11 protein-coding genes are annotated in these 13805 nt (G+C 71.9%); 5 read left to right on the top strand and 6 right to left on the bottom strand.

Annotation, left to right across the window (positions count from 1 at the left end):
- Positions 1–38: 38 nt before the first annotated feature.
- Positions 39–1364: a DUF2252 domain-containing protein gene (locus tag IE311_RS06560; protein WP_189830603.1), complete on the bottom strand. Its 1326-nt coding sequence runs from the start codon at positions 1362–1364 to the stop codon at positions 39–41.
- A gap of 189 nt (positions 1365–1553) precedes the next feature.
- Here IE311_RS06560 and dnaE point away from each other — a divergent pair, with 189 nt between their 5' ends.
- Positions 1554–5093, top strand: a complete 3540-nt coding sequence (gene dnaE, locus IE311_RS06555; RefSeq protein WP_189830602.1) for a DNA polymerase III subunit alpha — start codon at positions 1554–1556, stop codon at positions 5091–5093.
- Positions 5094–5194: 101 nt separating this feature from the next.
- Here dnaE and IE311_RS06550 read toward each other — a convergent pair whose 3' ends face one another.
- A complete protein-coding gene (locus tag IE311_RS06550; protein WP_015032922.1) occupies positions 5195–5368 on the bottom strand; it encodes a hypothetical protein in 174 nt (57 codons plus the stop codon).
- 216 nt (positions 5369–5584) lie between these two features.
- Between IE311_RS06550 and IE311_RS06545 the strand changes: the two genes are divergently transcribed.
- The 4 genes from IE311_RS06545 (at position 5585) to IE311_RS06530 (ending at position 9647) form a co-directional block, all read left to right on the top strand.
- Positions 5585–6922, top strand: a complete 1338-nt coding sequence (locus IE311_RS06545) for an NYN domain-containing protein (protein WP_189830601.1) — start codon at positions 5585–5587, stop codon at positions 6920–6922.
- Positions 6923–6942: 20 nt separating this feature from the next.
- Positions 6943–7914 (top strand): ABC transporter ATP-binding protein, encoded by a 972-nt coding sequence (locus IE311_RS06540; RefSeq protein ID WP_189830737.1) that lies wholly within the window; start codon positions 6943–6945, stop codon positions 7912–7914.
- 223 nt (positions 7915–8137) lie between these two features.
- Positions 8138–8971 (top strand): ABC transporter permease, encoded by an 834-nt coding sequence (locus IE311_RS06535; protein ID WP_373313761.1) that lies wholly within the window; start codon positions 8138–8140, stop codon positions 8969–8971.
- Between the two features lie 34 nt (positions 8972–9005).
- Positions 9006–9647, top strand: coding sequence for a DUF2567 domain-containing protein (locus IE311_RS06530; protein WP_189830600.1), 642 nt, complete (start codon positions 9006–9008; stop codon positions 9645–9647).
- 6 nt (positions 9648–9653) lie between these two features.
- Here IE311_RS06530 and ybaK read toward each other — a convergent pair whose 3' ends face one another.
- The 4 genes from ybaK to IE311_RS06510 form a co-directional block, all read right to left on the bottom strand.
- Positions 9654–10151, bottom strand: a complete 498-nt coding sequence (gene ybaK / locus IE311_RS06525) for a Cys-tRNA(Pro) deacylase (RefSeq protein WP_189830599.1) — start codon at positions 10149–10151, stop codon at positions 9654–9656.
- 15 nt (positions 10152–10166) lie between these two features.
- Complete coding sequence (locus tag IE311_RS06520; RefSeq protein WP_189830598.1) at positions 10167–10904, bottom strand: LON peptidase substrate-binding domain-containing protein; 738 nt, start codon at positions 10902–10904, stop codon at positions 10167–10169.
- An 11-nt stretch (positions 10905–10915) separates the two neighbouring features.
- On the bottom strand, positions 10916–11968 hold the full coding sequence (locus tag IE311_RS06515) for a hypothetical protein (protein WP_189830597.1): 1053 nt from the start codon (positions 11966–11968) through the stop codon (positions 10916–10918).
- Positions 11969–12044: 76 nt separating this feature from the next.
- On the bottom strand, positions 12045–13670 hold the full coding sequence (locus tag IE311_RS06510; RefSeq protein WP_189830596.1) for an oxidoreductase: 1626 nt from the start codon (positions 13668–13670) through the stop codon (positions 12045–12047).
- Positions 13671–13805 lie beyond the last annotated feature (135 nt).

Below are 13805 nucleotides of genomic sequence, written 5' to 3'. Positions count from 1 at the left end.
CGTCCTTAAAGGGAACCTGTGGACGGTCCCGGGGGTCCCTACAGACCCGGGATCCGGCCGTTGCGGAAGAGATCCACGAAGATCTGGTGGTCGGCCCTGGCGCGTGCCCCGTAGCTGTGCGCGAAGTCCACCAGGAGCTCGGCGAAGCCCTCCTCGTCGGCGGCGATCGCCGCGTCGATGGCCCGCTCGGTCGAGAACGGCACCAGCGACTGGTCGCTGGAGTCGTCGGCCGCCGCGTGCATGGTCGCCGTCGCCCGGCCCAGGTCGGCGACCGTGGCCGCGATGTCCTGCGGGTCGTCGATGTCCGACCAGTCCAGGTCCACCGCGTACGGCGACACCTCGGCGACCAGCTGGCCCGCCCCGTCCAGCTCGGTCCAGCCCAGCCAGGGGTCGGCGTGCGCCTGCAGGGCGCGCTGCGAGATCACCGTGCGGTGTCCCTCGTGCCGGAAGTAGCCGCGCACCGCCGGGTCCGTCACATGGCGCGAGGCCGCAGGGGTCTGGGCCTGCTTCATGTAGATGACGACGTCGTTCTCCAGGGCGTCGCTGTGGCCCTCCAGGAGGATGTTGTACGAGGGGAGGCCGGCCGAGCCGATGCCGATCCCGCGGCGCCCGACCACATCCTTCACCCGGTACGAGTCGGGGCGGACGAGGGAGGCCTCGGGCAGCGTCTCCAGGTAGCCGTCGAAGGCGGCGAGGATCTTGTACCGGGTCGCCGCGTCCAGCTCTATCGATCCGCCGCCGGGCGCGAAGCGCCGCTCGAACTCACGGATCTCCGTCATCGAGTCCAGCAGCCCGAACCGGGTCATGGCGCGGGCGTCGCGGAGCGCGCCGAGGAGAGCGCCCTCGGCCGTGTCCAGCGTGAACGGCGGCAGGTCGTCGGTCTCGGTGCCGGTCGCCAGGGCGTGGATCCGCTCCCGGTAGGAGGCCGCGAAGATCCGGACGAGGTGGGTGATCTGCTCGTCGCTCAGCGCCTTCGCGTAGCCGATGAGGGCGAGCGAGGCCGCGAGGCGCTTGATGTCCCAGGTGAAGGGGCCGACGTAGGCCTCGTCGAAGTCGTTGACGTTGAAGATCAGCCGCCCGTTGGCGTCCATGTAGGTGCCGAAGTTCTCGGCGTGGAGATCGCCGTGGATCCAGACCCGGCCGGTGCGCTCGTCCAGGTAGGGGCCGCCGTGGGCCTCCTTCTCCAGGTCCGCGTAGAACAGGCAGGCCGTCCCCCGGTAGAAGGCGAAGGCGGAGCCGGCCATCTTCCGGAACTTGACGCGGAAGGCCGCGGGGTCGGCGGCGAGGAGCTCGCCGAAGGCGGTGTCGAAGACGGCGAGAATGTGCTCACCGCGCTCTGCCGCGGTGGGCTGCGGGACCGACATCGAGGGTGCCTCCTGGTACCGGGTGCTGCGAGAATGTTCACGACAATTGGGACAGGCGTTCCATGCCTCTCAACGCGCGACCCTAGCCGGGAGTGCCCGACGTCTGTCAGTCGCGAGACGTAGACTTCCACGCTGTCCCCCCAGACTGCCCGCAGCCTGTCGACTCCTGTTTTCCGGAGGCCTCCCGCCGTGACCAAGCCGCCCTTCACGCACCTCCACGTCCACACCCAGTACTCGCTGCTGGACGGTGCCGCGCGGCTGAAGGACATGTTCAACGCGTGCAACGAGATGGGCATGACGCACATCGCCATGTCCGACCACGGCAACCTGCACGGGGCGTACGACTTCTTCCACACGGCCAAGAAGGCCGGGGTGACGCCGATCATCGGCATCGAGGCGTACGTGGCGCCCGAGTCGCGGCGCAACAAGCGGAAGATCCAGTGGGGCCAGCCGCACCAGAAGCGGGACGACGTCTCCGGCTCCGGCGGTTACACCCACAAGACGATCTGGGCGGCGAACAACACCGGACTGCACAACCTCTTCAAGCTCTCCTCCGACGCCTACGCCGAGGGCTGGCTCCAGAAGTGGCCCCGGATGGACAAGGAGACCATCTCCCAGTGGTCGGAGGGGCTCATCGCCTCCACCGGCTGCCCCTCCGGCGAGCTGCAGACCCGGCTCCGGCTCGGCCAGTTCGACGAGGCCCTGAAGTCGGCCTCCGAGTACCAGGACATCTTCGGCAAGGAGCGGTACTTCCTGGAGCTGATGGACCACGGCATCGAGATCGAGCGCCGGGTCCGCGACGGGCTCCTGGAGATCGGCAAGAAGCTCGGCATCCCGCCGCTGGTCACCAACGACTCCCACTACACGTACGCGCACGAGTCGACCGCGCACGACGCCCTGCTCTGCATCCAGACCGGCAAGAACCTCTCCGACCCGGACCGCTTCCGCTTCGACGGCACCGGCTACTACCTCAAGTCCACGGACGAGATGTACGCCGTCGACTCCTCGGACGCCTGGCAGGAGGGCTGCCGCAACACCCTCCTGGTCGCCGAGCAGGTCACCACCGACGGCATGTTCGTCGAGAAGAACCTCATGCCGAAGTTCGACATCCCGGAGGGGTACACCGAGGTCACCTGGTTCCGCGAGGAGACCATGCGGGGCATGGCCCGCCGCTTCCCCGGGGGCATCCCCGAGGACCGCATGAAGCAGGTCGAGTACGAGATGGACACGATCATCTCGATGGGCTTCCCCGGCTACTTCCTCGTCGTCGCCGACTTCATCATGTGGGCGAAGAAGCAGGGCATCGCCGTGGGCCCCGGCCGAGGCTCCGCGGCCGGCTCGATCGTCGCGTACGCCATGGGCATCACCGACCTCGACCCGATCCCGCACGGACTGATCTTCGAGCGCTTCCTCAACCCCGAGCGCATCTCGATGCCCGATGTCGACATCGACTTCGACGAGCGTCGGCGCGTCGAGGTCATCCGGTACGTGACCGAGAAGTACGGCTCGGACAAGGTCGCCATGATCGGCACCTACGGCAAGATCAAGGCGAAGAACGCCATCAAGGACTCCGCGCGCGTCCTCGGCTACCCCTACGCCATGGGCGACCGGCTCACCAAGGCCATGCCCGCCGACGTCCTCGGCAAGGGCATCGACCTCAACGGCATCACCGACCCGTCGCACCCGCGCTACGGCGAGGCCGGCGAGATCCGTGCGATGTACGAGAACGAGCCGGACGTCAAGAAGGTCATCGACACCGCCCGGGGCGTCGAGGGCCTGGTCCGCCAGATGGGCGTGCACGCGGCCGGCGTGATCATGTCCAGCGAGCCGATCGTCGACCACGCGCCGATCTGGGTCCGGCACACCGACGGCGTCACCATCACCCAGTGGGACTACCCGCAGTGCGAGTCGCTCGGCCTGCTGAAGATGGACTTCCTGGGCCTGCGCAACCTCACGATCATGGACGACGCCGTCAAGATGGTGAAGGCCAACAAGGGGATCGACCTCGATCTCCTGGCCCTGCCGCTCGACGATCCGAAGACCTTCGAACTGCTCCAGCGCGGTGACACCCTCGGTGTCTTCCAGTTCGACGGCGGCCCCATGCGCTCGCTGCTGCGGCTGATGAAGCCCGACAACTTCGAAGACATCTCCGCCGTGTCCGCCCTGTACCGGCCGGGCCCGATGGGCATGAACTCGCACACGAACTACGCCCTGCGCAAGAACGCGCAGCAGGAGATCACCCCGATCCACCCCGAGCTGGAGAAGCCGCTCGAAGAGGTGCTCGCGGTCACCTACGGCCTCATCGTGTACCAGGAGCAGGTGCAGAAGGCCGCCCAGATCATCGCCGGGTACTCCCTGGGTGAGGCCGACATCCTCCGCCGCGTGATGGGCAAGAAGAAGCCCGACGAGCTGGCGAAGAACTTCGTCATCTTCGAGGCGGGAGCCAAGAAGAAGGGCTTCAGCGACGCGGCCATCAAGGCCCTCTGGGACGTTCTGGTCCCCTTCGCCGGCTACGCCTTCAACAAGGCCCACTCGGCCGCGTACGGCCTGGTCTCCTACTGGACCGCCTACCTCAAGGCCAACTTCCCGGCCGAGTACATGGCGGGACTGCTCACCTCGGTCAAGGACGACAAGGACAAGTCCGCGATCTACCTCAACGAGTGCCGGCGCATGGGCATCAAGGTGCTTCCGCCCAATGTGAACGAGTCCGAGTCGAACTTCGCCGCCCAGGGCGACGACGTGATCCTCTTCGGCCTCTCCGCCGTCCGCAACGTCGGCACCAACGTCGTCGAGTCGATCATCAAGTCGCGCAAGGCGAAGGGGAAGTACTCCACCTTCCCGGACTTCCTCGACAAGGTCGAGGCCGTCGTCTGCAACAAGCGGACCATCGAGTCACTGATCAAGGCAGGCGCCTTCGACGAGATGGGCCACACCCGCAAGGGCCTGGTCGCCCACCACGAACCGATGATCGACAACGTGGTGGCGGTCAAGCGCAAGGAGGCCGAGGGACAGTTCGACCTCTTCGGCGGCATGGGCGACGAGGCGACCGACGAGCCCGGCTTCGGACTCGACGTCGAGTTCTCCGACGTCGAGTGGGAGAAGTCCTACCTGCTCGCCCAGGAGCGCGAGATGCTCGGCCTCTACGTCTCCGACCACCCGCTCTTCGGCATCGAGCACGTCCTCTCCGACAAGACGGACGCGGCGATCTCCCAGCTCACCGGCGGCGAGCACTCCGACGGCGCGGTCGTCACCATCGGCGGCATCATCTCCGGCCTCCAGCGCAAGATGACCAAGCAGGGCAACGCCTGGGCCATCGCCACCGTCGAGGACCTGGCCGGCTCCATCGAGTGCATGTTCTTCCCGGCCACCTACCAGCTGGTCTCCACCCAGCTCGTCGAGGACACCGTCGTCTTCGTCAAGGGACGGCTCGACAAGCGCGAGGACGTGCCCCGGCTGGTCGCCATGGAGCTGATGGTCCCCGACCTGTCGAACGCCGGGACCAACGCGCCGGTGATCCTCACCATCCCCACCGTCAAGGTGACCCCGCCGATGGTCACCCGGCTCGGCGAGATCCTGGGCCACCACAAGGGCAACACCGAGGTACGGATCAAGCTCCAGGGCCCCCGCACCACGACCGTCCTCAGGCTCGACCGGCACCGGGTGCAGGCCGACCCGGCGCTCTTCGGCGATCTGAAGGTGCTGCTCGGCCCGTCCTGCCTGGCGGGCTGACCGTCCGTCCCGCCCGGCCCGGCCGGGCGGGATCTCCCGCACCGCGCGCAAGGGGCGCGCCCGTCGTCACGGGCGCGCCCCTTTGCCGTACTCGGAATCCGTCAGTTGTGGCCGAAGCGCTTCTGACGGCCCTTGCGCGCCATGTCACCCGGTGTGACCTGGCCGGCGCGCTGTTCGGCCTGGGACTCCATCGCCGACTGCTGCGCCTGCTGGGCGCCGCGCTCGGCAGGAGACTGCTGCTTCTGACTGCGGTTCTGATTGCGGTTCTTGGCCATGGGGATGCCTCCTCAAAGGGACCTAGGGGCCAGGGCCGCTGTCAGACTCACATATGGTACGAAGTGTCGCATGTTGGATCATTACGGAGCGTAAGGTGTCAGGGAACGTGACATCCGCCACGCCGATGATCCAGTTCCGACCGTTGAGCCCCCGGCCTTCGGGCAGACTCGAAGGAAATCCGAAGCAACTTCCGATCCCGAGGTTCCCGAAAGAGGGTGGAACACGTGGACCGCTGCGTCGTCCTGGTGGACGCCGGCTACCTGCTGGGCGCCGCCGCCAGTCTTCTCGCCGGGGAACCGGCCCGCTCCAGGATCACCGTCGATCACGCCGGGCTCATCCAGCAGCTGCGCCAGCGCGCCGAGGCCGAGACCGCGCTGCCCCTCCTGCGGATCTACTGGTTCGACGGCGCACCCGACCGGGTGCCCCAGCCCGAGCACCGCAGACTGCGGGTGATGCCCCGGGTCACCGTCCGGCTGGGAGCGCTGACGAGGAGCGACGGACGCTGGGCCCAGAAGGGCGTCGACGCGGCCATGCACACCGAGCTGACCGAGCTCGCCAGGAACAGGGCCTGCTCGGACATCGTGCTCGTCACCGGCGACGGCGATCTGCTGCCCGGTCTGATGTCCGCCAAGGAACACGGAGTCGCCGTCCATCTCTGGGCCGTCCAGGCCGCCGACGGCGACTACAACCAGTCCGAGGACCTGGTCGCCGAGGCCGACGAACGGCGCGTCCTCGACCGGGCCTGGATCACCCGGGCCGTCCGCGCCAAGGACCTCACCGGGATCTGCTCGCCCCCGCCCGCCCCGCGCCCCGAGATCGCCGCCATCCTCTCCGCGCCGCTGCCGGAGGCAGCTCTCGCCGCCTCCGCCGAACGGGCCGCCGAGGCCGCGGCCGCCGCGGCCGCCGGGGAGGTCTCCACCGCCAACGGCAACGGTCACGTCCACGGAGGCGGCCACGTCCACAACGGCAACGGGCACGTCCGCGACGACGAGCACGACCACGGCGTCGGCGTGCCCGCCCCGAGCGCGGGCAAGGGTGTCCCCACCCCCAAGGACCTGGCGGGACTGCGTGCCCCCGGAGCCGCCCCCGGCGGCCCCGTGCCGCAGGGCGCCAGCGCGCTGCGCTGGTCCTCCGACCGCGGCTGGGTCGAGCGCCCCGCCCCCACCCTCGGCGAACCGGCCGAGACCGCCTCCCTGCCCACTCTGGCCACCCTCACCAGCGCCGAGCAGCGCTGGGCGGACCGGGAGGAGGACATCACCACGGTCGGCGGCGATCCGTTCGAGGTCGGACAGGTGTTCGCCCGCCGGTGGATGGAACGGCTCCCCGAGCAGAGTCACGTCCAGAAGCTGTCCACCCTCTACCCCCGCATCCCGCACCGCATCGACGGCGAACTCCTCCGCTACGCCGCCCGATTCGGTCTTCTCGCCCACAAGGACGATCAGATCGACGAGCACGACCGCTATGCGATCCGGGCGGGATTCTGGCGGGAGATCGACGTCCGGGCGGCCGCCGAACACGCCCCCGCGCCCGGAGTGGGCCCGGCGACCCCGTAGGCTCTTCCCCCGTGAGTACGGTGTGCGTGGTGCGGGATCTGGTCAAGACGTACCCCGCCACGCGCGGTCGGCGCGGTGCGCCCGCGACACCCGAGGTGCGAGCCACCGACGGGATCAGCCTCGACGTGCGCGGCGGCGAGATCTTCGGCCTGCTCGGACCCAACGGAGCCGGCAAGTCCACCCTCGTCCGCCAGCTCACCGGGCTGATGCGCCCCGACTCCGGCAGCGTCCGGCTCCTCGGCCACGACCTCGTGCGCCATCCCGACCGGGCGTCCCGGCTCCTCGCCTACCTCGGCCAGGAGTCCACCGCCCTCGACGACCTGACCGTCGCCCTCGCCGCCGAGACCACCGGCCGGCTGCGCGGCCTCGGCGCCCACGACGCGCGCGCCGAGCGGGACGCCGTCCTGGAGGAGCTCGGCCTCGGCGCGCTCGCCTCCCGGCCGCTCAGGAAGCTCTCCGGCGGACAGCGGCGGCTCGCCTGCGTCGCCGCCGCGCTCGTCGGCGAGCGCCCCGTCCTCGTCCTCGACGAGCCCACCACCGGCATGGACCCGATCGCCCGGCGCGCCGTCTGGGCGGCCGTCGACCGGCGGCGCGCCGAGCAGGGCACCACCGTGCTGCTCGTCACCCACAACGTCATCGAGGCCGAGACCGTGCTCGACCGGGTCGCCGTCCTCGAGCACGGCCGCGTCATCGCCTGCGACACGCCCGCCGGACTCAAGGAACGCGTCGCGGGCGAGGTCCGCGTCGAACTGGTCTGGCGCGAGTCGGCGCCGCTCCAGCTGCCCGAGGTGGCCGCGCTGCGCGGGCTCGCCCAGGAGACCGGGCGGCGCTGGGTCCTCCGGCTCGCCCCGGACGCGGCCCGGGCGGCCGTCGCCACCGTCACCGGCGGGGCCGCCTTCGCCGCGCTCGACGACTTCACCCTGGCGACGCCCAGCCTGGAGGACGTGTATCTGGCGCTGGGCGGCGCGACGGAGGGGCTGGTGAAGGCGTGACCCCGCGCACGGCGCCCGTACGGCGCACACCGCACGGACCGAGGGCGCCGCACGTCCCGCGGACGCCGTGCATACCGCGGACCCCGGAGGCCGCGCACCCGCGGCCCGCACCACGCACCCGGCCCGCACCGCACGCGCCGGCCGTCGGGCAGCACGTACGGCCCGCACCGCACGTACCGCCTCTACCGCACGCACCGCACGTCACCCCCAGGAGCTGTACGCAGTGAGCACCGTGCCCGCCGAGGTCCTGCCGACCGGCGCGCTTTCCGGCCGGGGCAGCGCCACCGACGACGAAGTGGCCGCCGCGCCCCTGGCCCCGCGCGCCCGGCTGCTGCCGGCCCTGGCCGCCGTCTACCGCGCGCAGCTCTCCCGCGCCCGGGTCGCCCGCATCCCGCTGCTCTTCGTCGCCACCTTCCAGTCCGTCGGGATCATGGTCCTGATGCGCGGGGTCGTGGACGGCGGCTCCGAGGCGCGCGCCGTCGTGGCCGGCTCCACCGTCCTCGTCGTCGCCTTCGTCGCGCTCAACCTGCTCGCCCAGTACTTCGGGCAGCTGCGGGCCACCGGTGGCCTCGACCACTACGCCACCCTGCCCGTGCCGCCCGCGGCCGTCGTGCTCGGCGCGGCGGGGGCGTACGCCTCCTTCACCGTGCCCGGGACCGCCGTCACCGCCGTCGCGGGATCCGTGCTCTTCGGACTGCCCCTGGGGCACCTCTGGATCCTGGCCGCCGTCGTCCCGCTCGCCGGAGCCGCCCTCGCCGGACTCGGCGCGGCCCTCGGTCTGCTCGCGCCCCGTCAGGAACTGGCCACCCTCCTCGGCCAGCTCGGCATGTCCGCCGCGCTGCTCCTCGGCGTGCTCCCGGCGGAGCGGCTGCCCGAGCCCATCGGCTGGGCACGGGACCTGCTGCCGTCGACGTACGGCGTGGAGGCCCTGGCCCGCACCTTCGACCCGGATCCGGACTGGGCGGCCGTCGCCCTCGACCTCGCCGTGTGCGGAGTGGTCGGCGTGGTCTCCCTTGCGGTCGCCACCTGGGCGTACCGGCGGGCCGCCGTCCGCTGAGGCGGGTCACAGGCACACCTGGCACGATGGCGGGGTGACCGCACCTCTGACTCCGCCTCACCAGCCATCGCCGCACGATCCCGACTGGCCGCCGCCGCCTCCGCCGATGCACGGCCCGGCCGGGGACCCGATCACGGCGGCCGAGGTCCTCCAGGGTGTGCTGGTGACCGTGGTCTCCGCGATCGCGGGCGCGCTGCTCGGGGTGCTCTGGCTGAATCTGGCCCCGCGCGTCCTGCTCATCTCGGACGGCAAGGGGGTCTACCTCCGCAACTCCGAGGGGGAGACCGCGATCGGCGCGGACGGAACGTTCGTGCTCCTCGCCCTGGCCTTCGGAGCGGTGGCCGGGCTCGTCGTCTTCCTGCTGCGCCGCAAGGGCGGCGTCCCGCTGGTGCTCGGTCTCGCGCTGGGCGGTGTGCTCGGCTCCCTGCTCGCCTGGGGCCTCGGGACGTACTTCGGCCCGACGAGCGACGTGATCGCCCACGCCAAGGCGGTCGGGCCCAACATCGCCTTCGAGGCGCCGCTCGAACTCAACCTGGGGGCCGCCGCGCTGCTGGCCTGGCCGCTCGCCGCGATGATCGTGCACCTGGCGCTCACGGCCGTCTTCGGCCCGCGCGACCCGGAGCCCGAGCCGTGGGACATGCCGAAGCCGTACACCCAGGGCCCGAGCGCGGGCTGAACTCCGTCAGGCGCGGCCGATCGGGGCCAGCACCGCCGAGGTGAGCGCGGCCAGATCGGTGGGGGAGAGCTCCACCTCCAGGCCGCGCCGGCCCGCCGAGATGCAGATGGACGCGTGGTCCGAGGCCGAGGCGTCGAGGACCGTGCGGAGCCGCTTGCGCTGGCCGAGCGGGGAGATACCGCCCCGGACGTAGCCGGTGGTGCGCTCGGCCGCCGCCGGGTCCGCCATCGCCGCGCGCTTGCCGCCGACCGCCGAGGCCAGCGCCTTCAGGTCGAGCTGGCCCGCCACCGGCACCACCGCGACCGTCAGCTCGCCGTCGACATCCGCCACCAGGGTCTTGAAGACCCGGTCGGGGGAGACGCCGAGGGCCTCCGCGGCCTCCTCGCCGTACGAGGGGGAGGCCGGGTCGTGCTCGTACGCGTGCAGGGTGAACGGCGTTCCCGCCGCCGTCAGGGCCACCGTCGCCGGGGTGCCGCCGCCGTTCTTCTTCTGCTTCTTCGCCACGGGCGCCTCCTCGGCTCAGTTCGGGTACGTCGGGGCCTGCGTCAGATCCACCACCGGCAGCGACGGCAGATGCCGCAGTACCGCCGTCTCCGCGCGCAGCAGCGTCAGCTCCTCGCGCAGCCGGGTCGCCGTGTCCGGGGCCTGGAGCAGCCGCTGCTTCGACGGCGTGTCGAGCACCGCCGCCGCCGCGACCAGGTACGACACCACGGAGGGGTCGTCCGGCAGCTCGCTCGTCGTCAGCGAACGCTCCCGTGCCCCCGCCAGCCGCTTCTGGTAGCTGCGGAAGGCCCGCAGAACGCCCTCGGCGAGGGTGCCGGCCTCCTCGCCCTGTTCCTCCGGGATCTCCTCGATCTCGGCGACCAGGAACGGCCCGGTCGCGTCGACCGACAGCAGTTTCACCCGGGTCGTGCCGGTGGCCATCACCTCGAAGCTGCCGTCCGCGCGCTCCCGGATCGTGGCCGCGTCGGCGATACAGCCGACCCGGTGGAAGGACTGGATGGGGTCGGAGCCGAAGCCCGCTGCCGGGCCCCGCTCCGGCAGCGCCGTCTGGTCCGGCATGCCGGGGGCGGTCGGCGCGACCTCGCGGCCGTCACGGATGGCGACGACGGCGAAGCGGCGCGGCTCCGAGTCGTCGATCGTGAGCAGCTCGCGCATCATGGCGCGATAACGCTCCTCGAAGACGTTCAGCGGCAGCACGAGGCCCGGGAAAAGCACCGCGTTGAGCGGGAAGAGAGGCAGGCGAGCGGTGGTCACAGCGGTCAAGCCTAATGGCCGCCGGGCCCGCCCCGTCCGGCCCGTCCACGTCCGGTGTCCCAGAGAGGGGTACGGCGGGACAACTCGCCCCCGACCCGGTCCCGCGCGCCGAGGAACCGGCGCAGCGGATCCTCCCGTACGGCTCCCCTCCCGGCCGCCCGCGGCGCCCCCCACGGGAACGAGGTCGCGTGGGCCCCGATCCGGTCGAACTCGTCCCGCGCCTCCTCCCACCGCGCCCGCTCCACCAGCACGTACGCCAGCAGGTTGCGGACCTCGGCCGGCCACGGGTCACCCGTCGGGAAGCCCGCCGACAGGGCCAGGGCGCGATCCGCCGCCCGGTCGATCCGCCTCTCCGGCACGGACGGGTCCCGGTCCGCCGGCACCCGGAGCCGGTCGTAGGCCGCGCGGACCGGCAGCGCCCGGACGAGCGAGTCCGGGGCCGCGTCGTCCGCCGCCTGCTCCGCGAAGTCGAAGGCGGCGCGGTGCGAGCCGTACCACTGGGCGGAGAGGTACTTCAGCGCCGCCACATGACAGCCGTAGTGGTGCGGGGAGCGGCGCACGGCCTGCTCCCAGAGCGATTCGAAGACGGTGTGCCCGGCGTGCGAGCCGCGGGCGTGGTCCAGGGCGAGTCGCCACGGCACCGGATCGTGCGGAGCTCCCTCGACGACCGCGTGGATCAGCGGGCCGAGCTCGCGCAGCCGCTCGGCCCGCGCGGGCGACTCCCACGCCTGGCGCACGGCGAGCTGCGCGGTGACGAGCATCGCGTCGGGATCGCCGGGGGCGGCGGAGAGCCAGTGGGTCAGCCAGTCGCCCCTGCTGTACGCGAAGGTGGCGAGCCGGGTGACATACCGGTCGCGGTCCTCCCACTCGCCGGAGTCCCGCGTGGTGGCGAGCAGTTTCGCGGCGGGCTCCGGGTCGGCGAGGGCGGCGGCGACCAGGGCGGGGGCGAGCCGCTCGTCCGGGGCGTCGAGCAGCACGTCGTCGTCCGGCACGAACCCGGCGGCGAGGCGCGGGGCGTGCCGGACCGAACGGACGGCGCCGACCAGGGCGCGGAACAAGGACATGGTGGGACGTATTCTCTCCCGGCCCCCGCCCCCGCGGCAGCAGACGTCACGTCCCTCACACCAAACCTTTGCCCCCTCACCCCCTGCTCAGCAGCCGGGTGGCGCCGGCCGCCACCGTCGTCGCCAGGATCCAGCCCAGCAGGATGAGCACCGCCGCCGCCCACTGCCAGATGCCCTCCAGGCGCCAGTAGCCGTCCTGGCCGAGGTTGATCACCGGGAGCAGCAGGTCCAGGGCGTACAGCGTGCCGTTCCACGCGGGCGCCTCCTCCGCCTTCAGCGGTATCGGGCGGTAGTGGGAGAAGGCCACCGTGCCCGCCGCCCACAGGACCGCCATCCACAGCGCCGCCCGGCCCGGCCGGTAGCCGTAGGCCACGGTCCAGTCCTGGAGGTATCCCCACAGCTTCCCCGCCAGCGGCAGGGTCTCCCGTCTGCGTCGCTGCTTGGCGAGCAGCACCTCACGGGCGTCGGCGTCCTCCCCGCTGTTGCGCAGGACCGTCGCCAGCCGCTCGTACGGCTCGGGCGCGTACTCCGGGGTCGCCGCCGCGACCCACTCCAGACGCCGGGCCAGCGGGAAGTGCCCGTACGGCACGAGGTTCTCGTAGGCGAAGCCGCCCATCGCGAGCCCGCCGGGACCCGGCCAGGCGGTCGACAGGTCGATCAGGGTGACGACCTTCGCGCCGTTGAGCACGACGCGGCCCTCCTCCGGGCGCTCGCCGTTGAACCGGAGCTCCGGGGTGACGATCCTGCGCAGCGAGACCTCCTCCCGGCGTGCCCCGCTCAGCACGAACCGGGCGTAGTGCAGGTCCACGGCGTCACCGAAGCGGCCGTCGTCGAGCCGCACCCCGCCGTGGCACTCGACCGGTTTGCGGCGGGCGCCCTGGGCGGGCGTCACGCCGTACGGCGGGGTGGACGTCGAACCGCCGCCCGGGTACCCCGAGTTCCCGTACGTCCCGGAGTCCTCGTACACCCAGGCCGCGTTCAGATAGAGCGAGCGCTCCACCGTCAGTTGCGGTGCGTTGAGCGCGCGGCGGCCCTGCGCGCCCCGCAGCACACTGCCGCGCAGGCTCAGCGAGACGCCGACCTTCGCGCCGCGCAGGCTCAGCTCCCCGTGCGTCTCGATCAGCTCGGCCTGGAGGTCCTGGGCGACCACCAGGCCGTCCGCCGCGATCGCGCGGCCCCGCCGGTCCGGCCACACCTGGATCTGGTTGACGAGCAGGTCCGTGCCGATCTGCGCGTCGGTGAGCCGGATCCCGCGCTTCACCCGGCAGCGCGGCAGGTGCAGGTCCCCCTCGGTGTGCAGCCGGGCCGCCTCCAGGCGAGGCAGGGAGCACTCGACCATCCGCAGGGTGCCGAAGCGGGCCTCGGGCAGCACCACCTCTCCGTCGAACCGGCAGCCGTGCAGCTCGACGTACGGCCCTATCGTCCCGCCCGCCAGGTTCAGCACGCCGGTGATCCGGACCCCGCGCAGCTTCAGCGCGGCCACCCGCCCGGACCGGGCCGGCGGCCCGGCGAGCAGCAGCAGCGCCACCACGTCGGCGCGGACGCTCCGCTCCTCTCCCCACTCCCGTCCCCCGAAGGGATCGTCCCGCTCCGCGATCCCCTCCGTCAGATCGCACGTCCTGCCGATCCGGAACGCCCGCCACACGGCCCGCTCAGGGCCCGTGAGCCCGTCCGGCATCCCGTCGTCGTGCGGCTCGGTCACTGCCGCCCCCCTCGCTTTCCACGATCGTTCCCACGATTCCGCGATCCCGTTCCGGGCCGGTCTCCCGACCGGTTCCCGGCCGGTCCGTCGAGCGGTCCCCCGGCCGGTCTCCCGACCGGTTCTCGATCCGTTTCA

Source organism: Streptomyces zaomyceticus (assembly GCF_014656215.1).
Lineage (GTDB): Bacteria > Actinomycetota > Actinomycetes > Streptomycetales > Streptomycetaceae > Streptomyces > Streptomyces zaomyceticus.
The sequence above is the reverse complement of the archived record's forward strand: the minus strand, read 5'-3'. Positions and strand labels throughout refer to the sequence as shown.